Consider the following 22115-nt stretch of genomic DNA (forward strand, 5'->3'; position numbering starts at 1 on the left):
CGTTAAGCTGGGCGTCGTCTCACTTCTTGGACATGAACCTCCGTGACCCTCAGGGAGCAAGCGCCGTGACCGAACTCCGTACTCTGCGCAACTACATCGACGGAGAATTCCGCGACGCCGCCGACGGGCGCACCACCGAGGTGGTCAGCCCCGTGACCGGGCGGGCCTACGCGGTCGCCCCGCTGTCCGGGGCGGCCGACGTGGACGCGGCCATGGCCGCCGCCAAGGCGGCCTTCCCCGGCTGGCGCGACACCACTCCGGCCGAGCGGCAGAAGGCGCTGCTGAGGATCGCCGACGCCGTGGAGGTGCGGGCGGACGAGCTCATCGCGGTCGAGAGCGAGAACACCGGCAAGCCGCTGGCGCTCACCGCCAGCGAGGAGATCCCGCCGATGGTCGACCAGATCCGGTTCTTCGCCGGCGCCGCCCGGATGCTGGAGGGCCGCTCCGCGGGCGAGTACATGGAGGGCATGACCTCGATCGTGCGGCGCGAGCCGGTCGGGGTGTGCGCGCAGGTCGCCCCCTGGAACTACCCGATGATGATGGCGGTGTGGAAGTTCGCGCCGGCCATCGCCGCCGGCAACACGGTGGTGCTCAAGCCGTCGGACACCACCCCGGCCTCCACCGTGCTGCTCGCCGAGATCCTCGGCGGCATCCTGCCCAAGGGTGTCTTCAACGTGGTCTGCGGCGACCGCGACACCGGCCGGCTGATGGTCGAGCACCCGGTGCCCGCGATGGCGTCCATCACCGGCTCGGTGCGGGCCGGCAAGGAGGTGGCCGGGTCCGCCGCCAAGGACGTCAAGCGGGTGCACCTGGAGCTGGGCGGCAAGGCACCGGTCGTGGTCTTCGAGGACGTCGACATCCCCAAGGCGGTCGAGGACATCGCGGTGGCCGGCTTCTTCAACGCCGGGCAGGACTGCACCGCCGCCACCCGCGTGCTGGTGCACGAGTCGATCCACGACGAGTTCACCGCCGCCCTCACCAAGGCCGCCGCCGCCACCAAGACCGGCCTGCCCGACGACGAGGACGTGCTCTACGGCCCGCTCAACAACGAGCGCCAGCTCGCCCAGGTGGCCGGCTTCATCGAGCGGCTGCCCGCCCACGCCAAGGTGGAGACCGGCGGCCGCCGGGTCGGCGAGGAGGGCTGGTTCTACGCCCCCACGGTCGTCTCCGGCGTGCGCCAGGACGACGAGATCGTGCAGCGCGAGGTGTTCGGGCCGGTCATCACCGTGCAGCCGTTCCGCGACGAGGAGCAGGCCGTGGAGTGGGCCAACGACGTCGAGTACGGCCTCGCCTCCTCGGTGTGGACCCGCGACCACGGCCGCGCCATGCGGATGTCCAAGAAGCTCGACTTCGGCTGCGTGTGGATCAACACCCACATCCCGCTGGTCGCCGAGATGCCGCACGGCGGCTTCAAGGAGTCCGGCTACGGCAAGGACCTGTCGGCCTACGGCTTCGAGGACTACACGCGGATCAAGCACGTGATGACGTCGCTGGACGCCTGAGCACTTCAGCGCCCTGAGCACCCTGGTGGCGAGGCGGCACCCGGGTGCCTTGATGCGAACCCATGGGCGCGGGGCGGCGGCAGGGGAGCAGGCCGCTCCCTTGCGGCGGAACCCGCGCCCCGCCCCGTGCCCAGGGCGCCGCACATGAGCACATGGGCACCTGAGGCGGAGCCCGGCGCCCGTTCTAGAGCGCCTTCGCCGCCTTGCGCCCCGCCCTCGCGCGCAGCCGCAGCAGCGTGCCCGGGCGGTTGGTGGTGATCGCGTCCACGCCCGCGCCGATCAGCCGGGACATCGACAGCCGCCAGTCCGCCGTCCAGGCCGACACCAGCAGGCCCCGCTCGTGCGCCCAAGCGACCGCCTCGGCGTCGGCCAGGGGGAAACGCAGGTTGAGCCAGCGCGGGGCCAGCCCCGCCAGCACGGCGTCGGCGGGCCGCGCGGAGGTCTTCCACGTCATGGCGATCTCCGCGTCCGGCACCAGGGCGCGGACCTCGTGCATGGCCGCCATGCCGCCGCAGTAGTAGACGCGTGCGGCGGCCCCCGCCTCCGCCACGGCCGCGACCGCGGGCCCGGCCTGCTCGGGCCCGGTGAGGTCCACCATCATCCGGGCCGCGCCCCCGTGCCGCAGCAGCTCGGCCAGGGCGTCGGCGAAGGAGGGCACACCGCCGCCGGTCGCCTCGGCCAGCTCCTCGGCGGTCAGCGAGCCGACGGAGGCGTCGACCTCCCACAGCCGCTCCAGCGTCGGGTCGTGCAGCAGCACCGGCTGACCGTCCCTGGTCAGCCGCACGTCGACCTCGACGGCGTCCACGCCCCTGCCCAGCGCCGAGCGGATCGACGCCAGGGTGTTCTCCCGATGCTCGTAAGGGTCGCCGCGATGACCGACGACGCTTACCTGCCGCAGCGCCATGCCGTCAGGACCGCGCGGCCGGGACGCCGCCGTGGCCGGTGCCGAAGCCCGCGGCATAGGCGTCGATCTCGGCAGAGAGCCGCGCCTTGCCCGCGCTGTCCAGGAACGAGGCCCGCACGGCGTTCTTCGCCAGCTCGGCCACCCCGGCCCGGTCCAGCCCCAGCAGCCGGGCCGCGACCGCGTACTCGGTGTTCAGGTCGGTGCCGAACATCGGCGGGTCGTCGCTGTTGACGGTGACCAGCACCCCGGCGTCGACCATCGCCCGGATCGGATGCTCCTCCAGCGAGGGCACCACCCGGGTGGCGATGTTGGACGTCGGGCAGACCTCCAGCGGGACCGCGTGCTCGGCCAGGTGCTCCAGCAGCCGCGGGTCCTGCGGGGCGCTGGTGCCGTGGCCGATCCGCTCGGCGCCCAACACGTTCAGCGCATCCCAGATCGTCTGCGGCCCGGTCGCCTCACCCGCGTGCGGCACGCTGTGCAGGCCCGCGGCCCTGGCCCGGTCGAAGTACGGCTTGAACTGCGGCCGTGGCACGCCGATCTCGGGCCCGCCCAGGCCGAAGGAGACCAGCCCCTCGGGTGCGAGGTCCACCGCCAGGTGAGCGGTCTCCTCGGCCGACGCCAGCCCCGCCTCGCCGGGGATGTCGAAGCACCAGCGCAGCTGCACCCCGAGTTCGGCCTCGGCCGCCTTGCGCGCGTCCTCGATCGCCTCCATGAACGCCTGCTCGGGGATGCCGCGCCGGGTCGAGGAGTAGGGGGTGACGGTCAGTTCGGCGTAGCGGATGTTCTGCCGGGCCATGTCGCGGGCCACCTCGAAGGTGAGCAACCGTACGTCCTCGGCGTCCCGGATCAGGTCCACCACCGACAGGTAGACCTCGATGAAGTGCGCGAAGTCGCGGAAGGTGAAGAACTCCGCGAGCGCCGCCGGGTCGGCCGGCACCTTCGAGCCCGGGTGGCGCGCGGCCAGCTCCGCCACGATCCGCGGGGAGGCCGAGCCCACGTGGTGGACGTGCAGCTCCGCCTTGGGCAGCCCGGCGACGAAGGCGTCCAGGCCGGTGCCGTCGGCGGTCCCGGCGTGCGGGGCCGTGGCGGGTCCGGGTGCGGTCTCGGGCATGCGGGGGTCCTCCCGTGGCGGTGCGATGCGGCGCAGGTCTGCGCCGCTCATCGTAGTGCGCGGTCCCGGCCGCCCCTCCCGTCGCTCCACAGACGGCCGGATCACAGAATTCGTCGCGTAACCAAAAGGCAACAACGGAATCCCTTGTTGAGGGCGCACTGCTCTGCCAGGATCGTCCACCAACCCAGGCTTCGACCACGCTGGCAACCGGATTCGCGACCCCGGCCGTACCTCCCGGCCGACCGATCCCCCCGGCTCCTTTCGGCCGGCCGCTCGGAAGGGCACCCCCATCCATGGAGTTGCACGAGACCCTCTCACCGCCCCAGTACGCGGCCATGGTGCGCAGCATGACCGGCGGCCGCGCCGCCCTCGGCCGCCGCTCGCTGCTGCGCGCCGCCGGGTTCGGCGCCCTGGCCGCCGCGGGCAGCACCGTGCTCGCCGGCTGCGGCATCCCCGCGGCCGGCCGCCAGGGCGCGACGGCCTCCACCGACCACTCGGCGCAGGAGAAGGTGGTCGACTTCTCCAACTGGACCGAGTACATCGACGTCTCCGACGACGGCAAGCACCGCCCCACCCTGGACGCCTTCACCAAGCGCACCGGGATCAAGGTGAAGTACACCGAGGACATCAACGACAACGTCGAGTTCTTCGGCAAGATCAAGCCGCAGCTGGCGGCGGGCCAGGACACCGGCCGTGACCTGATGGTGCTCACCGACTGGCTGGCCGGCCGCATGATCCGGCTCGGCTGGGTGCAGCAGCTGGACTCCGCCAACCTGCCGCACGCCTACGCCAACCTGGAGCAGCGCTTCCGCAGCCCCGACTGGGACCCCGGCCGCGCCTACTCCTACCCCTGGCAGGGCATCGCCACCTGCATCGCCTACAACAAGAAGGCCACCGGCGGCCGCAAGGTCACCTCGATCTCCCAGCTGCTGGAGGACCGCTCGCTCAAGGGCCGCGTCGCCATGCTCTCCGAGATGCGCGACACCATCGGCATGACCCTGCTCGACATGGGCGAGCTGCCCGAGAAGGTCACCGACGACACCTTCGACGCCGCGGTCGCCCGCATCCAGAAGGCCGTGGACGCCCAGCAGATCCGCAAGTTCACCGGCAACGAGTACACCGACGGCCTCAGCAAGGGCGACATCGCCGCCTGCGTGGCCTGGGCCGGCGACCTCGTCCAGCTCCGCATCGACGACCCGGACATCGAGTACGTCTTCCCCGACTCCGGGTTCCTGTCCTCCACCGACAACCTGATGATCCCCGACAAGGCCCGGCACAAGACGAACGCCGAGCGGCTCATCGACTACTACTACGAACCCCCGGTCGCCGCGCAGCTGTCGGCGTACATCAACTACGTCTGCCCGGTCGCGGGGGTGCGGCCCTACCTGGCGAAGATCGACCCCTCGCTGGCCCGCAACCCGCTGATCCTCCCGGACGCGGCCATGGACGCCAAGACGCACACCTTCCGCTCGCTGAGCGATGCCGAGGACTCGCGGTACGAGGAGAAGTTCTCCAAGCTCATCGGCGCCTGACCGCTTCCACCGCCCTTTGCGAGGACACCGTCATGACGAGCCCCACCCCCGCCGCCGGCGACGCCGTGCGCCTGACCGGGACAGCCAAGTCCTACGGCGCCTTCACCGCCGTCCACCCGCTCGACCTCGCCGTGCCCGCGGGTTCCTTCTTCGCGCTGCTCGGCGCCTCCGGCTGCGGCAAGACCACCACCTTGCGGATGATCGCCGGGCTGGAGGCGCCGACCGCCGGCACCGTGCACCTCGGCGGCCAGGACGTCACGGCCCTGCCGCCGTACAAGCGCCCGGTGAACACCGTCTTCCAGAACTACGCGCTCTTCCCGCACCTGGACGTCTACGAGAACGTCGCCTTCGGGCTGCGCAGGCGCGGCATCAAGTCGGTGCGGAAGCAGGTCGGCGAGATGCTCGACCTGGTGCAGCTCGGGCCGCTGGCCCGGCGCCGGCCGCACCAGCTCTCCGGCGGCCAGCAGCAGCGCGTCGCCGTCGCCCGCGCGCTGATCAACCGGCCGCAGGTGCTGCTGCTCGACGAGCCGCTGGGCGCGCTGGACCTCAAACTGCGCCGGCAGATGCAGCTGGAGCTCAAGCGCATCCAGACCGAGGTCGGCATCACCTTCGTGCACGTCACCCACGACCAGGAGGAGGCCATGACGATGGCCGACACCGTCGCGGTGATGAACGCCGGCCGGGTCGAGCAGATGGGCGCCCCGGCCGACCTCTACGAGAACCCGGCCTCCACCTTCGTCGCCAACTTCCTGGGCACCTCCAACCTCATCGAGGCCGAGGTGGCCGGCGAAGAAGGCGGCACCCTGCACCTGACCTCCGGGGGCCTTCGGCTGTCGCTGCCGGCCGCCCGGTGCCGCGCGCAGGCCGCCGTCGGCGACCGGGTGCTCGCCGGGGTCCGCCCGGAGAAGATCACCCTGGCGCACCGCGACGACGAGGACGCGATACCCGCCGGCCGCAACCGCGTCCCCGGCCGGATCGTGGACTCCAGCTTCATCGGGGTCTCCACCCAGTACGTGGTCGACAGCCCCGTCTGCCCCGACCTGGAGGTCTTCGTGCCCAATGTGGGCCGGGACGCGCGGCTGGCGCCCGGCGCCCCCGTCGTCCTGCACTGGGACCCCGAGCACACCTTCGGCCTGGACGCCCACCAGGACATCGACGCCGGGCTCGACGGGCTGGAGGCCGAGGCCCGCGGCGCCGCGCCCGAGCGCGCCGGGACCGCCGCGACCGCCGAGGAGGCGGCCGTATGACCGCCGCCGCCACCGAACCGGCGCCGCCCGCCCTGCCGGCGCCGGCCGCCCCGCCGCCCGCGCTGCGCCGGGCCGCCGCCCGCCGCCGCAGGACCCCGTACCTGCTGCTGATCGCCGGCGTCGCCTGGCTGCTGGTCTTCTTCGTGGCCCCGATGATCTACCAGGCGTCCACCTCGGTGCAGACCGGCGACCTGGAGGACGGCTTCAAGGTCACCTGGCACTTCGCCACCTACTGGGACGCCCTGACCGCGTACTGGCCGCACTTCGTGCGTTCGCTGGTCTACTCCGGCATCGCCACCGCGCTGTGCCTGCTGATCGGCTACCCGCTGGCGTACACCATCGCCTTCCGGGCCGGCCGGTGGCGCAACGTGGTGCTGGTCCTGGTGATCGCGCCCTTTTTCACCAGCTTCCTCATCCGCACCCTCGCCTGGGAGACGATCCTCGCCGACCAGGGCCCCGTGGTGTCCTTCCTCAACGACATCCACCTGCTGGACGCCACCTCCTGGCTGGGCGTCACCCAGGGCCACCGGGTGCTGGCCACCCCGCTCGCGGTGGTGTGCGGCCTGACCTACAACTTCCTGCCGTTCATGATCCTGCCGCTGTACACCTCGCTGGAGCGGGTGGACGGCCGGCTGCACGAGGCGGCCGGCGACCTGTACGCCACCCCGTTCACCACCTTCCGCAAGGTGACCTTCCCGCTGTCCATGCCCGGCGTGGTGGCCGGCACCCTGCTGACCTTCATCCCCGCCGCCGGCGACTACATCAACGCCGAGTTGCTGGGCTCCACCAACCAGCAGATGATCGGCAACGTCATCGAGTCGCAGTTCTTGCGGGTGCTGGACTACCCGACCGCCGCCGCCCTGTCCTTCATCCTGATGGCGGCCATCCTGCTGATCGTCAGCCTCTACATCCGCCGCGCCGGAACGGAGGAGCTGGTCTGATGCGCCCGACCCGCTGGCTGCGCCGCAACCTCGTGGTGATCGCGGGCGTCCTCGCCCTGATCTACCTCATGGTGCCCAACCTGGTGGTCCTCGCCTTCTCCTTCAACAAGCCCAAGGGCCGCTTCAACTACACCTGGAACCACTTCTCCACCGACGCCTGGCAGCACCCCTGCGGCGTCGCCGGCATGTGCGGCTCGCTGACCCTCAGCCTGAAGATCGCCGTCTACGCCACCATCGGCGCCACCGTGCTCGGCACCATGACCGCCTTCGCGCTCGCCCGCTACCGCTTCCGCGGCCGGGCCGCCACGAACATGCTGATCTTCCTGCCGATGGCGATGCCCGAGGTGGTGATGGGCGCCTCGCTCGGCACCCTCTTCCTCAACATGCGCATCCGGTTCGGCTTCTGGACGATCCTCATCGCGCACATCATGTTCTGCCTGAGCTTCGTGGTCACGGCCGTGAAGGCCCGCGTGATGAGCATGGACCCGCGGCTGGAGCAGGCCGCGCAGGACCTGTACGCGACGCCGGCGCAGACCTTCTACCGGATCACGCTGCCGCTGGCCGCGCCCGGCATCGCCGCCGGCGCCCTGCTGTCCTTCGCGCTGTCCTTCGACGACTACATCATCACCAGCTTCAACGCCGGCAACAGCGTCACCTTCCCGATGTTCGTGTGGGGTTCGGCCCAGCGCGGCACCCCGGTGCAGGTCAACGTGATCGGCACGGCGATGTTCGTGCTCGCGGTGGTGCTGGTGCTGGCCGGGCAACTGGCCGGCGGACGCAGGAGGGCCCGTGGCTGACCCCGCTTCCGGCGGCATCCCCGACCTGGCCGCCGCCCGCAGCCTCGCCGGCGCCCGGCCCGTCCCGTACTGGCTGGACGACCCCGCCCGGCCGCAGCCGCAGCCGGCGCTCGCCGGGCAGGAGGAGTGCGACCTGGTCGTGGTCGGCGGCGGCTACAGCGGGCTGTGGACGGCGCTGCTGGCCAAGGAGCGCGACCCGGGATGCGAGGTCGTGCTCGTCGAGGCGGACCGCGTCGGCTCGGCCGCCTCCGGGCGCAACGGCGGCTTCTGCGCCGCCAGCCTCACCCACGGCCCCGCCAACGGCCTGGCCCGCTGGCCCGAGGAGTTCGCCGCCCTCCAGGCGCTGGGCGAGCGGAACCTCGACGCCATCGAGGAGGCGGTGCAACGCCACGACCTGGACTGCGAGTTCGAGCGGACCGGCGAGATCGACACCGCCACCGCACCCCACCAGGTCGACGAACTGCGCGCCACCGCGGCCAGTGCCGCCGAGCACGGCCTGGACCTGGAGTTCCTCGACCGCGACCAGGTCCGCGCCCAGGTCGACTCGCCCACCTTCCTCGCGGGCCTGTACGACCGCCGCGGTGTCGCCATGCTGCACCCGGCCAAGCTCGCCTGGGGCCTGCAGCGCGCCGCCGCCCGCGCGGGCGTGCGCGTCTACGAGAACACCCCCGCGACCGCGCTCTCCCGCTTTGGCGCGGGCATCGCGGTGCGCACCCCCTACGGCAGGGTGCTCGCCCGTCAGGCCGCCCTGGGCACGGGGGTATTCCCCTCGCTGCTGCGCCGGGTCCGCGCCTACACCGTGCCCGTCTACGACTACGCGCTGACCACCGAGCCGCTCACCGCCGAGCAGCGCGCCGCGATCGGCTGGCGCGGCCGGCAGGGGCTGGCCGACAGCGCGAACCGCTTCCACTACTTCCGGCTCACCGCGGACGACCGGATCCTGTGGGGCGGCTTCGACACGGTCTACCCGCGCCGGGGCCGGATGAGCGCGGCCTACGACCGCCGCCCGCAGACGCATCTGCGGCTCGCCCGGCACTTCTTCGCCTGCTTCCCGCAACTGGCGGGCGTGCGCTTCAGCCACGCCTGGGGCGGCGCGATCGACACCTGCACCCGCTTCTCGCCGTTCTTCGGCACCGGCCTCGGCGGCCGGGTCGCCTACGCGGCCGGCTACACCGGGCTCGGCGTCGGCGCCACCCGCTTCGGCGCCGAGGTGATGCTCGACCTGCTGGCCGGGCGGCCCACCGAGCGCACCGCACCCGCGATGGTGCGCGAGAAGCCGCTGCCCTTCCCGCCCGAGCCGCTGGCCACCGCGGGGATCGGGCTGACCCAGTGGTCACTCGCCCGCGCCGACCGTACCGGCGGCCACCGCAACCTGTGGCTGCGGGCGCTGGACCGGGTCGGCCTGGGCTTCGACTCATGAAGCCCCATTGGTGTGACCTGAATCACAACCGATGAGTAGTGAAACCCGCGTAAGGACCCGCGGTCCCCGGTGTCCCTCCCGTGACGGCAGACGCCATGGGAGGGACAGGAGGTCCGCAGATGGCCGGTGCTGGCGCGAGGACCGCGGTGGATTGGCTGGTGTCGGCGGCAGCCGACCCGCAGGGGACCCGCTTCGAATGGGAGCGCAACCCGCTCGGGGTGGTCCTGCTGCCGGCGGGCCGGCTGTGGGACGTGCTCATCCTGCCCGGCCGGATCGGCTACCCGACGCTCGACGTGCTCGGCCGCATGGCCGAGCAGCCGGGCCCGGTGCTGGCCGACTTCGGCGACGAGCGGATGGGCTTCTTCGTACCGCCGGGCACCGCTGCGCGCTGGCTGGGCACCGGCGTGCGGGCCGTGGGGCGCGGCACCTGGATCGTGGTGCCCTACCCGGGGCGCCCGACCGGGGGAGTGCGCTGGCTGGTGCCGCCGGACGGCACCGGGCACCTCACCGACCCGGTGCTGCTGGAGCTCGCCATGCACGAGGCGGCCGCCACGCTGGCCGGCGAGTAGCCCGCCGGCAGCCGACCGGCCCGCGCGCGGTGCTTGTGGGCCGGCGCCGCCCGTAGTGACACTGTCCGGACGACCCGTCCGGCGGGACCCGGGGCACCCGGCCCGGGACGACGCGAACCGAGCAGAAGGAGCCGTGCCGTGACCGAGCAGGCCATCACCCACTGGATCGCCGGCCGGCCCTGGACCGGCACCGCGCAGCGCCGCGGCGAGGTGTACGACCCCGCCACCGGCCAGGTCACCGGCCGGGTGGACTTCGCCTCGCGCGCCGTGGTGGACGAGGCGGTGGCGGCGGCCGTGGACGCCTTCGCGCAATGGCGGCACACCTCGGTCGCCCGCCGCACCCAGGTGCTCTTCGCCTTCCGCGAACTGCTCCACGCCCACCGCCGGGAGCTGGCCGAGACCATCACCGCCGAGCACGGCAAGGTGCTGGACGACGCCCTCGGCGAGGTCGCCCGGGGCCTGGAGGTCGTGGAGTACGCCTGCGGCATCCCGCAGCTGTCCCGCGGCGCCTACAGCGAGCAGGCGTCCACCGGCGTCGACGTCTACTCCATCCGCCAGCCGCTCGGCCCGGTCGCGATCATCTCGCCCTTCAACTTCCCCGCCATGGTGCCGATGTGGTTCTTCCCGCTGGCCATCGCCGCCGGGAACACGGTGGTGCTCAAGCCCTCGGAGAAGGACCCCTCGGCCTCGCTCCTGCTCGCCCGGCTGTGGGCCGAGGCCGGACTGCCCGACGGGGTCTTCAACGTCGTCCACGGCGACAAGGAGGCCGTGGACCGGCTGCTGGAGCACCCCGCGATCAAGGCCGTCTCGTTCGTCGGCTCCACCCCGGTCGCCCGCCACGTCTACGAGACCGGCACCCGGCACGGCAAGCGGGTCCAGGCGCTGGGCGGCGCGAAGAACCACATGCTGGTGCTGCCCGACGCCGACCTCGACCTGGCCGCCGACGCCGCCGTCAACGCCGGCTACGGGGCCGCGGGGGAGCGCTGCATGGCGGTCTCCGTCGTGGTGGCCGTGGACCCGGTCGGCGACGGCCTGGTCGAGCGCATCCGCCGGCGCATCGCGGGCCTGACCGTCGGCCCCGGCACCGCCCCCGACTCCGCCATGGGCCCGCTGGTCACCGGCGCCCATCGGGACAGGGTCGCGGGCTACCTCGAATCCGGCGTCGCCGACGGCGCCGTCCTCGCCGTGGACGGCCGCAAGCACCCCATGGCCGGTGACCCCGGCGGCTTCTGGCTCGGCCCGACCCTCTTCGACCACGTCCGGCCCGGCATGGCGGTCTACGACGACGAGATCTTCGGCCCCGTGCTGTCCGTGGTCCGCGTGCCGAGCTACCAGGCGGGCGTCGACCTGGTCAACGCCAACCGCTACGGCAACGGCACCGCGATCTTCACCAATGACGGCGGCGCCGCCCGCCGGTTCCAGCACGAGGTCGAGGTCGGCATGGTGGGCATCAACGTGCCCATCCCGGTCCCCGTCGCCTACTACTCCTTCGGCGGCTGGAAGGACTCCCTCTTCGGCGACGCCCACGCCTACGGCGAGGACGGGGTGCGCTTCTTCACCCGAGGCAAGGCCGTCACCCAGCGCTGGGCCGACCCCGGCCACGGCGGCATCAACCTGGGCTTCCCGACGAACTCCTGACCTCCCGCGGCTGCTTCCCGGGCCGCCCGGGCACCGCGCCCGGCAGCAGCCGGGCCGCCGCCACCGGCGACAGCAGCGCCACCGCCAGCAGCCAGCTGCCCACCACGTCCAGCGGCCAGTGGTAGCCGCACCACACCAGGGCGGCGCCCACCGCCAGCGCCAGTACGGCCGTCCCCGCCGCCAAGGCGGCGCGGGCGGCGGCGCGCAGGAAGGGCAGCAGCACCAGGGCGGCGAGGCCGAAGCCCACCGAGGAGGTCGCCGTGTGGCCGGAGGGGAAGTAGCCGTAGGAGGGGTCGGGCACCACGCGGCCCGGCGCCGGGCGGTCCACCCCGGACTTCACCAGCGACACCACCACCGGCAGCACGCACATCGCGAGCGTGGCCGCCGCCGGCACGGCCCACCAGCGCGGCAGGCCGGCCCGGCGGCCCAGCACCACCGAGGCGGCCAGCGCCGCCAGCAGCACCGGGACCGCGACCTCGATGTCGCCCAGGTCGCACAGCACGTGCGCAGGAGTGCTCAGGGCCGGGTGGGCGCGGTCCGCGTCCCGGAAGGCGCGCAGCACCCGGCCGTCGTCGCGGATCAGCCGGCCGCCCGCGGCCACCCGCCAGGTGAGCAGCGCGAAGGCCGCCAGCGCGGCGGCCGTCAGGAGGGCATGGGGCAGAAAAGGAGTCAGCCGCCCCGGAACAGGGGGGAGAGTTCCGGGGCGGCCAGGGCGATCGCCGTACCGTCCGTCCCGGGGGGTTTGGGACGAACGGCCGACCGATCGGCGAGGATTGCCGGACCCGAAGGACCCGGCGGTTGCGTGTGCCAGGGCACTGCTGCGCCGGTGATGGGGATTCATCGGCGCCGTGTCGCCTGCGGCTTCCTCACGGGGATTCGGCCGCGTGCGGGGTGTTCCTCGGAAACCGTACGTCACTTCCGGCTCGCCATGGTCTCCGATCACCCGTCCGCCATCAGGCTCGCACACCTTCTTCACGACCCTGCTCACCGTGCCGTCCCTGGTCTCGCACGCCTCTCACCAGCACCGCAGCGGATGCCGGCGCCAGGCCGCCGGTCCGGGCGGCGGGCGGTCGCGGAGCCGCCCGAAGGCCCCGCGCGCGCAGGGATCGAGCCTACGCCGAGCCGCCGGGCGGCACCCGTCACACGGCCGCGAATGCCTCCTCGATGATGTCCAGGCCCTCGCCGAGCAGGTCCTCGCCGATCACCAGCGGCGGCAGGAAGCGCAGCACGTTCCCGTACGTCCCGCAGGTCAGGACGATCAGGCCCTTGGCGTGGCACGCCTTGGCGACGGCCGCGGTCAGCGCCGCGTCCGGCTCCTTGGTGCCCGGCTCCACCAGCTCGACGGCGATCATCGCCCCGCGGCCGCGCACCTCCCCGATCACCGGGAACTTCTCCTGCATCGCGCGTAGCCGCGGCGTCATCACCTCGCCGATCCGGCGGGCCCTGGCGGGCAGGTCCAGCTCGCGCATCGTCTCGATGGCGCCCAGCGCCGCCGCGCACGCCACCGGGTTGCCGCCGTAGGTGCCGCCCAGGCCGCCGGCGTGCGCGGCGTCCATGATCTCCGCCCGGCCGGTCACCGCGGCCAGCGGCAGGCCGCCGGCGATGCCCTTGGCCGTCGTGATCAGGTCCGGCACCACGCCCTCGTCCTCGCAGGCGAACCACTGGCCGGTGCGGCAGAAGCCGGTCTGGATCTCGTCCGCCACGAACACGATGCCGTGCTCCTTGGCGAAGGCGGCAAGGCGCGGCAGGAAGCCCTTGGCCGGCTCGATGAAGCCGCCCTCGCCCGCGATCGGCTCGATCACGATCGCGGCCACGTGCTGCGCGCCGATCTGCTTGGTGATGATGTCCTTCGCCTGCGCGAACGCCTCCTCGGCGGCGTTCTCCGGGCCGGTCAGCCAGCGGTAGCCGTAGGCCAGCGGCACCCGGTACACCTCGGGCGCGAACGGCCCGAAGCCCTCCTTGTACGGCATGTTCTTCGCCGTGAGCGCCATCGTGAGGTTGGTGCGGCCGTGGTAGCCGTGGTCGAAGACCACCACGGCGGGGCGCTTGGTGTACGCCCGGGCGATCTTCACCGCGTTCTCCACCGCCTCGGCGCCGGAGTTGAACAGCGCGGACTTCTTCGGGTGGTCGCCCGGGGTCAGCTCCGCGAGCTGCTCGGCGACCTCCACATAGCCCTCGTACGGGGTGATCATGAAGCAGGTGTGGGTGAAGTCGGCGAGCTGGGCCGAGGCACGGCGCACCACGGCCGCCGCGCTGTTGCCGACCGAGGTCACGGCGATGCCCGAGCCGAAGTCGATCAGCCGGTTGCCGTCCACGTCCTCCACGACGCCGCCGCCGGCCCTGGCGACGAACACCGGCAGCGTCACCCCCACCCCGTCCGCCACTGCGGCGGCCTTCCTGGCGGCGAGCTCCCGCGACCTCGGTCCCGGCACTTCGGTGACGAGCCTGCGCTCCTGCGGCACTTCGGTCATGACCGGCGATCTCCCTTGTACGGCTGTACGGCTGTACGGCGACGGTAGGCGACGTCTCCCCGCAGGCTAGGCTCCCCGTCCGCGCGCCCGCACACGCCGATAGGTCGCACTGCGCCGCGCCGTTTCGCCGCAACGGCCAGTGCGCGGCCGCGCGCCCCGAACCGGCGCAAGATCCTTCGGCCCGCGTAGCGCCTCCACTACATTGAGCGCATCGGCGAGCAGGGCCGGGCGATGAGGGCTGAATGAGGGCTGAGGGGCGGCAGGCGCCATGACGGCGATGAACCACGAACACAACCACCGCACACCCCCCCACCCCCCCAAACCCCCGGCCCCCCGCCCCCGCACCCCTCCGCCCGCGCCTGTCCAGGCCCCGCCGCTGTCCGCCGTCGAGCGCTGGGTGCGCACCCCCCGCGTCCCCGACGCCCCCGGGGTGTACGCCTACGACCACGTGCCGCGCCCCCCGGACGACCCGGACCGGATGACCGATCGGCGGCTGATCGGCGGCGCAGTGCTCGCCCTGCTGTGCGCCATGTTCCTGTGGTCGATGCTCCGCAACGGCTACATCCCCTTCTGGCGCCGCCCGCTCACCCTGCTCACCCCCGGCAGCTGGTGGGGCGACCCCACCCCACGCCCCGGCCTGTTCGCCGCCGCAGCCTACGAGCTGCTGTGGATCGGCGGGCTGGCCTACTACTTCGGCCGCCTGGGCAACTGGCCCGAGGTCGGCCGCCGCTACGCCCCGACACCCGCGCGGCGCGCCTGGGCGGCCCTGGCGGTCGGCTTCTTCGTCTGGCTGCTCAGCGAGAAGGAGTGGGTGCCGCTGGTCGACCTGCTCGTCCCCCTGCTGCCGCGCTCGTGGATCATGGGCGGCGGCAACGCCCACACCGCGCTCGCCGTGCAGCGCGGCCTGCACGCGGTGGCGGCCCTGATCATCGCGGTGCCCGCCGCCAGGTACGGCAGGTGGCTCGACCTGCTGCCCGGCCGGGCAGCCGCTCGCAAAGCCGCCGGCATCCCAGGGCAGGCAGGGCCGCCCGGAGCCGCCCCGGCCCGGACCGTCCCCGCCGACTGGGCCGAGCTGCGCGCCGCCGGCTACCCGGCGGTGGCCGACCGCCTCACCGAGGAGGTCCGCACCGGACGGATGAGCGACGTCGACTTCGTCCGCATCCGCGAGGCGTGGCAGGCCGCGAGCCGGGCGGGCCAGGGCGAGCGGCAGTTCGCCGACACCGTCCTGGAACTCGGCGCGGCCGCCTACGCGCACCCCTCCGGCAGCCGGGACCTGCCGCGGCGCACCGCCGCCCACGACCTGCTCGGCGGCCAAGTGCGCATCGGGACGGGCGTGGACGACAGGCGCAACGGCTACCGCTACCGCGGTGCCGGCATCGCCCTGGACCCCGGCCTGCTCGGCACCGGCCTGCTCGCCGTCGGCCCGCCCGGCTCGGGCAAGAGCCGCATGCTGATGCGCCCGGTGGTCGAGTCGCTGTGCCTGCAGGCGCTCGCCGGGCGGGCGGCCGTGGTGGCGGTCGGCGCCCCCGAGGCCGACCTCGGGCCCGCCGACGCCTTCGACGTGGTGATCTCGCTCGCCGACCCCGCCTCCCGCTACGACCTCGACCTCTACGGCGGCACCAGCGACCCCGACGCCGCCGGCCGGCTGCTCGCCGAGGCGCTGACCGACGGTCCCGAGTCGGAGCAGCGCCGGGCGGCCACCGCCCTCGGCCAGCTGCTCGGCCCGTACGCGGCCGTCCACCGTCGCTTCCCGCCGGTGCCCGTGCTGCGCGAACTCCTCGAAGGGCTCCCGCACGCCCACGCCGCCCTGCGGGAGGAACTGGACGCCGCCGGGCTGCCGGGACTGGTCCGCGAACTCGACGCCCGGCAGCGGCAGAGCGCGCGCCCCGGCGACATCGGCCACGTGCTCGCCGACCGTGTCGCACTGCTCGACCGCCCCGCCTTCGCCGGCTTCTTCGACACCTCGGGCCGCTCCCGGCCGTTCGCCATGCACGCCCTGAACCATCCGCTGCGGGTGCGCATCGAACTGCCCGAGCACGGCCACGCCGAGGCGTCCCGCATCCTGGTGCGGCTGCTGCTCGCGCAGTTCACCGAGGCCGTCGCCACCCGCCGCGACCGCTCCCGCTTCGCCTGCATCGTCGTCGACGACGCCGGTGAGGCCGTCTCGGAGGGGACACTGCGGGCGCTGCCCTCGCTGCGCGCGTACAACGCCGGCGTCGTCCTTGGCCTGCGCACCCTGGACGCACTGCCCGAGGGCCTGCGCGGGCCGGTGATCGGAGCGGTCGGCTGCCACATGGCCTTCGCCGGGATCACCGCGCGCGACGGGCGCTACTTCGCCGAGACCTGGGGGACGACCCTCGTGGAGACCCGGGACGTCACCCGCACTCCCGACCAGTCCGGCGGGACGATGCGCCGGCTCAGCCGCGGGGTGCGGCGCCTGTTCACCGGCGAGGCCGTCACCACCGAATCCGTCACCGTGCGGGAGGTGGAGCGGGAGCGGTGGTCGGCTTCGGATCTGGCGCAGCACGTGCCCGCGGGGCACGCCGTCGTGTCGTTCACCACCGTCGGCGGAGAGCGCACGCCACCGGTGCTGCTGGACCTGCGGGCGTGAGGCCGTGAGGTACGGTGCGACAGAATCGAAGGTGCCGGCGGCCCCGCCGGCGCACAGGGGCCGCACGGCCGCCACTCCCCACCGGTACCGGACCCGCATGCCGCTCACGCTCTCCGCACTCGCCCAGCACACCTCGCTCCGGCTGCGCGTCCTCGCCGGCGCCGACCGGCTGGACGCCCAGGTGCGCTGGGTCCACACCAGTGAGCTCGCCGACCCCGCGCCCTACCTGGAGGGCGGCGAACTCCTGCTCACCACCGGCCTGAAGCTGGACACCGCCGACGAGCAGGCCGCGGCCGCCTACGTGCGGCGCCTGGCGGCCGCCGGCGTGGTCGGCCTCGGCTTCGGTGTCGGCGTCGGGCACGACACGGTGCCGCCGGTGATGGTGCGCGCCGCCGCGGCCGCCGGGCTGCCGCTGCTCGAAGTGCCCCGCGCCACCCCCTTCATCGCGATCAGCAAGGCCGTCTCGGCCGCCGTCGCCGCCGAGCAGTATCAAGCGGTGACCGCCGGCTTCGAGGCCCAGCGCGAGCTGACCCGGGCCGCGCTCGCCCCCGACGGCACCGCCGCCCTCCTCTCCCGCATGGCGGCCCACCTCGGCGGCTGGACGGCGCTGTACGACGCCTCCGGTGCCGTGCTGGCCGCGGCGCCGGAGTGGGCCGGGCGCAGGGCGGCCCGCCTGGCGGGGGAGATCGACCGGCTGCGCGGCCTGCCCGCCCCGGCGAGCGCGGCCGTCGCGGGCCCGGCCGGCACCGAGGACCGGGTCGAGCTGCAGTCCCTGGGCACCGGCCGCCGCCCCCGCGGCTACCTCGCGGTCGGCACCGAGGAGCGGCTGGACACCGCCGCGCGCTACGTCGTGCACGCCGCCGTGGCCCTGCTCACCCTCTCCCTGGAGCAGTCCCGCGCCCAGCAGGAGGTCCAGGCCCGGCTCGCCGGCGCCCTGCTGCGGATGCTGCTCGCCGGGGAGTGCGACCACGCCCGCACGGTCGCCGGCGGGATGTACGGCTCGCTGCTGGACGCCCCGGTGCGGCTGCTGATGGCCGAGCCCGCCGACGGCCAGGCGGGCGGCGCCGACGCCCTCGCCCTGCTCGCGGAGCGGGCCGAGGCGGCGGCCGCGCGGCTGGGCGACCCCGTGCTCAGCGTCGCCGAGGAGGGGCGGCTGATCGTGCTGGCCGCGCAGGACGACAAGGCGCTCGCGGCCGTCTCGGAGCTCGCCGAGGCCGAGGACGCCCTGGCCGCGGGGCTGTCCGCGCCCGCCGACCCGGAAGACGTGCCCACCGCCCACCGCCAGGCCGAAGGCGCCCTCGCGGTGGCCCAGCGGCGCGGCGCGAACCTCGTGGAGCACGGCGAGGTCGGCGCGGGCTCGGTGGTGCCGCTGCTCGCCGACGAGGCCGTCCGCGCCTTCGCCCAGGGCCTGCTGCGGCCTCTGCGCGAGCACGACGCCACCTCACGCGGCGACCTGGTCGCCTCCCTGGCCGAGTGGCTGGCCCACCACGGCCAGTGGGACGCGGCCGCCGCCGACCTCGGCGTCCACCGCCACACCCTGCGCTACCGGATGCGCCGGGTCGAGGAGATCCTCGGCCGCTCCCTGGACGACCCGGACGTCCGCATGGAGCTGTGGCTGGCGCTGAAGACCGAGCAGTGAGACCGGCGGTCCCCACCGGGCCGCGGGCCCGGCGCGCGCTGGCCATTCCGTAGCGCCCGGCCGGGGCCGTACTCCTGAGTGGACAACGGAGTTCCGGTCGGGCCGCGCCTACGGTGAAAGGGAAGTCCGGCAGGCACGAGGCACGTCCAGGAAGGCGGGACCACCGTGACAACGACAGGCGCAGCCCCTTACGGGTTCTGGCTGGCCGGCCGGGAGGCCGGCAGCGAGGACACCTTCGACGTCGCCAACCCGTGGGACGGGTCGCTGGTCGGCCGGGTGGCGGTGCCGAGCGAGGAGCAGGTGGAGCAGGCCGTGGCGGCCGCCGACGCGGTGAAGAACGCCTTCTCGGCCACGCCCGCGCACGTACGGGCCGCCGCCCTGGACCACGTCTCGCGGCGGCTGGCGGAGCGCGCGGAGGAACTGGCGCTGCTGATCACCGCGGAGAACGGCAAGCCGCTGAAGTGGTCGCGGGCCGAGGTGGGCCGCGCGGTCTCCGTCTTCCGCTGGGCCGCGGAGGAGGCGCGCCGCTTCAACAGCGGCGACTCCCAGCGGCTGGACACCGACGCGGGCGGCGTCGGCCGGCTTGCCCTGACCCGCCGCTTCCCGTACGGCCCGGTGCTCGGCATCGCGCCCTTCAACTTCCCGCTCAACCTGGTGGCGCACAAGGTCGCCCCCGCGCTGGCGGTGGGCGCCCCGATCGTCCTCAAGCCCGCGCCGGCCACGCCGCTGTCGGCGCTGCTCCTCGGCGAGCTGCTGGCCGAGACCGAGGGGCTGCCCGAGGGCTCCTGGAGCGTCCTGCCGGTCCCGAACGACCGGATGACCGCCCTGGTGCAGGACCCGCGGCTGCCCGTCATCTCCTTCACCGGCTCCGACACGGTGGGCCACCGGATCCAGGACTCGGTGCCGCGCAAGCGCGTCACCCTGGAACTCGGCGGCAACGCGGCGGCCGTGGTGCTCGCGGACTGGTCCAGCGAGGAGGACCTGGAGTGGGCGGCCACCCGGATCGCCGCCTTCTCCAACTATCAGGCCGGCCAGTCCTGCATCTCCGTCCAGCGGGTGATCGCCGACGCGGCGGTCTACGACCGGCTGGCCGAGAAGGTCGTGGAGAAGGTCCGCGCCCAGGTCACCGGCGACCCCGCCAACCCCGCCACCGACGTGGGCCCGCTGGTCAGCGAGGCCGCGGCGCAGCGCGTCTCGGACTGGGTGGACGACGCCGTCGCCAAGGGCGCCAAGCTGCTCACCGGCGGCCCGCGCGAGGGGTCCAGCTACCCGCCCACCGTCCTGGCCGACCTGCCCGGCGACGCGGTGCTCGCCGGCGCGGAGGCGTTCGGCCCGGTGCTCTCACTCCACCGGGTCAACGGTGCCGAGGAGGCGTTCGCGGCCGTCAACGACTCCCGCTTCGGCCTGCAGGCGGGCGTGTTCACCCACGACCTGCAGCTCGCCTTCCGCGCCCACCGCGCCCTGGAGGTCGGCGGTGTGATCATCGGCGACGCGCCCTCCTACCGCGCCGACCAGATGCCCTACGGCGGTGTGAAGGACTCCGGCCACGGCCGCGAGGGCGTGAAGTACGCCATGGAGGACTACACCTACGAGCGCGTCATGGTGCTCACCGGCCTCGACCTGTAGGGCGCCCCTGGGGCGCACACCCGTCGGCCGGGCCGCTGACCTCGTGTCAGCGGCCCGGCCGCACTTGTCTGGTGGCACCTGCGGATATCGGGTAGGACGGACAAGTGGTACCGGTCGGTACCCGGCCCACCCGGAGGTGACGCAGCCGTGACCGCACCCGCCACAACCCGCAGGGTCTCCGAACACGAGGCCCGCCAGGTCGCCGAGGACGCCAGGGAGCAGCACTGGCACAAGCCCAGCTTCGCCAAGGAGCTCTTCCTCGGCCGCTTCCGCCTCGACCTGATCCACCCGCACCCGCAGCCGGCGCCCGAGGCGGTCGCCAAGGGTGAGGCCTTCCTCGCCCGGCTGGCCGCGTTCCTGGACGCCGAGGTCGACGGCGCCCGCATCGACCGCGAGGCGCAGATCCCGGACGAGGTGGTGCGGGGGCTGAAGGAGCTCGGCGCGTTCGGCATGAAGATCGACGAGTCCTACGGCGGCCTCGGCCTCACCCAGGTGTACTACAACAAGGCGCTCGCCCTGGCCGGCACCGCGAGCCCGGCGCTGGGCGCCCTGCTCTCGGCCCACCAGTCCATCGGCGTCCCGCAGCCGCTGAAGCTGTTCGGCACGAAGGAGCAGAAGGACGCCTTCCTGCCCCGCTGCGCCCGCACCGACATCAGCGCCTTCCTGCTCACCGAACCCGACGTCGGCTCCGACCCGGCGCGGCTGGGCACTACGGCGGTGCCCGACGGCGACAGCTACGTGCTGGACGGCGTGAAGCTGTGGACCACCAACGGCGTCGTCGCCGACCTGCTCGTGGTGATGGCGCGCGTGCCGCGCTCCGAGGGCCACAAGGGCGGCATCAGCGCCTTCGTGGTGGAGGCCGACTCCGAGGGCATCACGGTGGAGCGCCGCAACGCCTTCATGGGCCTGCGCGGCCTGGAGAACGGCGTCACCCGCTTCCACCAGGTGCGGGTGCCGGCCGCCAACCGCATCGGGCCCGAGGGCGCCGGCCTGAAGATCGCCCTGACCACCCTGAACACCGGCCGGCTGTCCCTGCCGGCGGCCTGTGTCGGCGCCGGCAAGTGGTGCCTGAAGATCGCCCGCGAGTGGTCGGCCGCCCGCGAGCAGTGGGGCAAGCCGATCGGCGAGCACGAAGCCGTGGGCGCCAAGATCTCCTACATCGCCGCCACCACCTTCGCCCTGGAGGCGGTGGTGGACCTCGCCTCCCAGATGGCCGACGAGGAGCGCAACGACATCCGGATCGAGGCCGCGCTCGCCAAGCTCTTCGGCTCCGAGGCGGCCTGCCGGATGGCCGACGAGCTGGTGCAGATCCGCGGCGGCCGCGGCTTCGAGACCGCCGACTCGCTGGCCGCCCGCGGCGAGCGCGCGGTGCCCGCCGAGCAGCTGCTGCGCGACATGCGGATCAACCGGATCTTCGAGGGCTCCACCGAGATCATGCACCTGCTGATCGCCCGCGAGGCCGTCGACGCCCACCTGTCGGTCGCCGGCGACCTCATCGACCCCGACACCTCCCTGGCCGACAAGGCCAGGGCCGGCGCCAAGGCGGGCGGCTTCTACGCCCGCTGGCTGCCCGGACTCGTCGCCGGCCGCGGCCAGCTGCCCACCTCCTACAGCGAGTTCGGCGACCTCGCCGGCCACCTGCGCTACGTCGAGCGCAACGCCCGCAAGCTCGCCCGCAGCACCTTCTACGCCATGTCCCGCTGGCAGGGCCGCATGGAGCTCAAGCAGAACTTCCTCGCCCGCATCGTCGACATCGGCGCCGAACTGTTCGCCATGAGCGCGGTCTGCGTACGTGCCCGGCACATGGCCGCCACCGGCGACCACGGGCGCGAAGCGGGCCGGCTGGCCGACGTCTTCTGCCGCCAGTCCCGGGTCCGCGTCGAGGAGCTGTTCGCCCGGCTGTGGACCAACACCGACGGCCCCGACCGGCACCTGGCCAGGGCGGTGCTCTCCGGCCGGATGGAGTGGCTGGAGGCCGGCATCGTGGACCCCAGCCGCGAAGGCCCCTGGATCGCCGACGCCACACCGGGACCGAGCACGGCCGACAACGTACGGCGCCGGATCGGCTGAGCCCGCCCTGCCGCACGCCCCCCGGACCGCCCGCCCG

The 22115-nt window shown here is 73.7% G+C and carries 16 protein-coding genes; 12 read left to right on the forward strand and 4 right to left on the reverse strand.

The annotated features are described in order from the left end of the window. Positions 1-65: 65 nt before the first annotated feature. A complete protein-coding gene (locus BLR33_RS28795; protein ID WP_407639735.1) occupies positions 66-1502 on the forward strand; it encodes a gamma-aminobutyraldehyde dehydrogenase in 1437 nt (478 codons plus the stop codon). A gap of 184 nt (positions 1503-1686) precedes the next feature. Here BLR33_RS28795 and BLR33_RS28800 read toward each other — a convergent pair whose 3' ends face one another. Continuing rightward, positions 1687-2406 carry a glycerophosphodiester phosphodiesterase gene (locus BLR33_RS28800; protein WP_176930571.1) on the reverse strand — a complete coding sequence of 240 codons (720 nt, stop codon included), beginning with the start codon at positions 2404-2406 and terminating at the stop codon, positions 1687-1689. Positions 2407-2410: 4 nt separating this feature from the next. Then, entirely contained in the window at positions 2411-3517 is a 1107-nt protein-coding gene (locus tag BLR33_RS28805; protein ID WP_093787569.1) for an adenosine deaminase, read from the reverse strand. A gap of 293 nt (positions 3518-3810) precedes the next feature. On the opposite strand from BLR33_RS28805, the gene BLR33_RS28810 reads away from it, so the two are divergent. The 7 genes from BLR33_RS28810 to BLR33_RS28840 all read left to right on the forward strand — a co-directional run bounded on the left by BLR33_RS28810 (position 3811) and on the right by BLR33_RS28840 (position 11661). Then, positions 3811-5049, forward strand: coding sequence for a polyamine ABC transporter substrate-binding protein (locus BLR33_RS28810; protein WP_093787570.1), 1239 nt, complete (start codon positions 3811-3813; stop codon positions 5047-5049). Positions 5050-5081: 32 nt separating this feature from the next. Continuing rightward, complete coding sequence (locus BLR33_RS28815; protein WP_093787571.1) at positions 5082-6296, forward strand: ABC transporter ATP-binding protein; 1215 nt, start codon at positions 5082-5084, stop codon at positions 6294-6296. Next, the gene (locus BLR33_RS28820; protein ID WP_093787572.1) at positions 6293-7237 is read left to right on the forward strand and encodes an ABC transporter permease; all 945 of its coding nucleotides are present in this window, start codon (positions 6293-6295) and stop codon (positions 7235-7237) included. Before BLR33_RS28815 ends, BLR33_RS28820 begins: the two co-directional genes overlap by 4 nt. After that, a complete protein-coding gene (locus BLR33_RS28825; RefSeq protein WP_093787573.1) occupies positions 7237-8034 on the forward strand; it encodes an ABC transporter permease in 798 nt (265 codons plus the stop codon). The genes BLR33_RS28820 and BLR33_RS28825 overlap by 1 nt, the downstream gene beginning before the upstream one ends. 25 nt (positions 8035-8059) lie before the next feature. Further along, positions 8060-9454, forward strand: a complete 1395-nt coding sequence (locus BLR33_RS28830; protein ID WP_093787613.1) for an NAD(P)/FAD-dependent oxidoreductase — start codon at positions 8060-8062, stop codon at positions 9452-9454. Between the two features lie 119 nt (positions 9455-9573). After that, positions 9574-10023 (forward strand): bifunctional DNA primase/polymerase, encoded by a 450-nt coding sequence (locus BLR33_RS28835; RefSeq protein ID WP_093787574.1) that lies wholly within the window; start codon positions 9574-9576, stop codon positions 10021-10023. 138 nt (positions 10024-10161) lie between these two features. After that, positions 10162-11661, forward strand: a complete 1500-nt coding sequence (locus BLR33_RS28840) for a CoA-acylating methylmalonate-semialdehyde dehydrogenase (RefSeq protein WP_093787575.1) — start codon at positions 10162-10164, stop codon at positions 11659-11661. On the opposite strand, the gene BLR33_RS28845 is transcribed toward BLR33_RS28840, so the two are convergent. Both BLR33_RS28845 and gabT read right to left on the reverse strand, forming a co-directional pair. Further along, positions 11633-12262 (reverse strand): phosphatase PAP2 family protein, encoded by a 630-nt coding sequence (locus BLR33_RS28845; RefSeq protein ID WP_245771733.1) that lies wholly within the window; start codon positions 12260-12262, stop codon positions 11633-11635. The two genes, BLR33_RS28840 and BLR33_RS28845, sit on opposite strands and share 29 nt — an antisense overlap. A 538-nt stretch (positions 12263-12800) precedes the next feature. Then, the gene (gene gabT / locus BLR33_RS28850) at positions 12801-14132 is read right to left on the reverse strand and encodes a 4-aminobutyrate--2-oxoglutarate transaminase (RefSeq protein ID WP_093787577.1); all 1332 of its coding nucleotides are present in this window, start codon (positions 14130-14132) and stop codon (positions 12801-12803) included. Between the two features lie 397 nt (positions 14133-14529). On the opposite strand from gabT, the gene BLR33_RS28855 reads away from it, so the two are divergent. The 4 genes from BLR33_RS28855 to BLR33_RS28870 all read left to right on the forward strand — a co-directional run bounded on the left by BLR33_RS28855 (position 14530) and on the right by BLR33_RS28870 (position 22078). Continuing rightward, on the forward strand, positions 14530-16743 hold the full coding sequence (locus tag BLR33_RS28855; protein WP_093787614.1) for a type IV secretory system conjugative DNA transfer family protein: 2214 nt from the start codon (positions 14530-14532) through the stop codon (positions 16741-16743). Positions 16744-16840: 97 nt separating this feature from the next. Next, entirely contained in the window at positions 16841-18382 is a 1542-nt protein-coding gene (locus BLR33_RS28860) for a PucR family transcriptional regulator (protein WP_093787578.1), read from the forward strand. Positions 18383-18547: 165 nt separating this feature from the next. After that, a complete protein-coding gene (locus BLR33_RS28865; RefSeq protein WP_093787579.1) occupies positions 18548-20008 on the forward strand; it encodes an aldehyde dehydrogenase family protein in 1461 nt (486 codons plus the stop codon). A gap of 147 nt (positions 20009-20155) precedes the next feature. Further along, positions 20156-22078, forward strand: a complete 1923-nt coding sequence (locus BLR33_RS28870) for an acyl-CoA dehydrogenase family protein (protein WP_093787580.1) — start codon at positions 20156-20158, stop codon at positions 22076-22078. Positions 22079-22115: the final 37 nt, after the last annotated feature.

Source organism: Actinacidiphila guanduensis, from assembly GCF_900103985.1.
In the GTDB taxonomy this organism is placed as follows: domain Bacteria; phylum Actinomycetota; class Actinomycetes; order Streptomycetales; family Streptomycetaceae; genus Actinacidiphila; species Actinacidiphila guanduensis.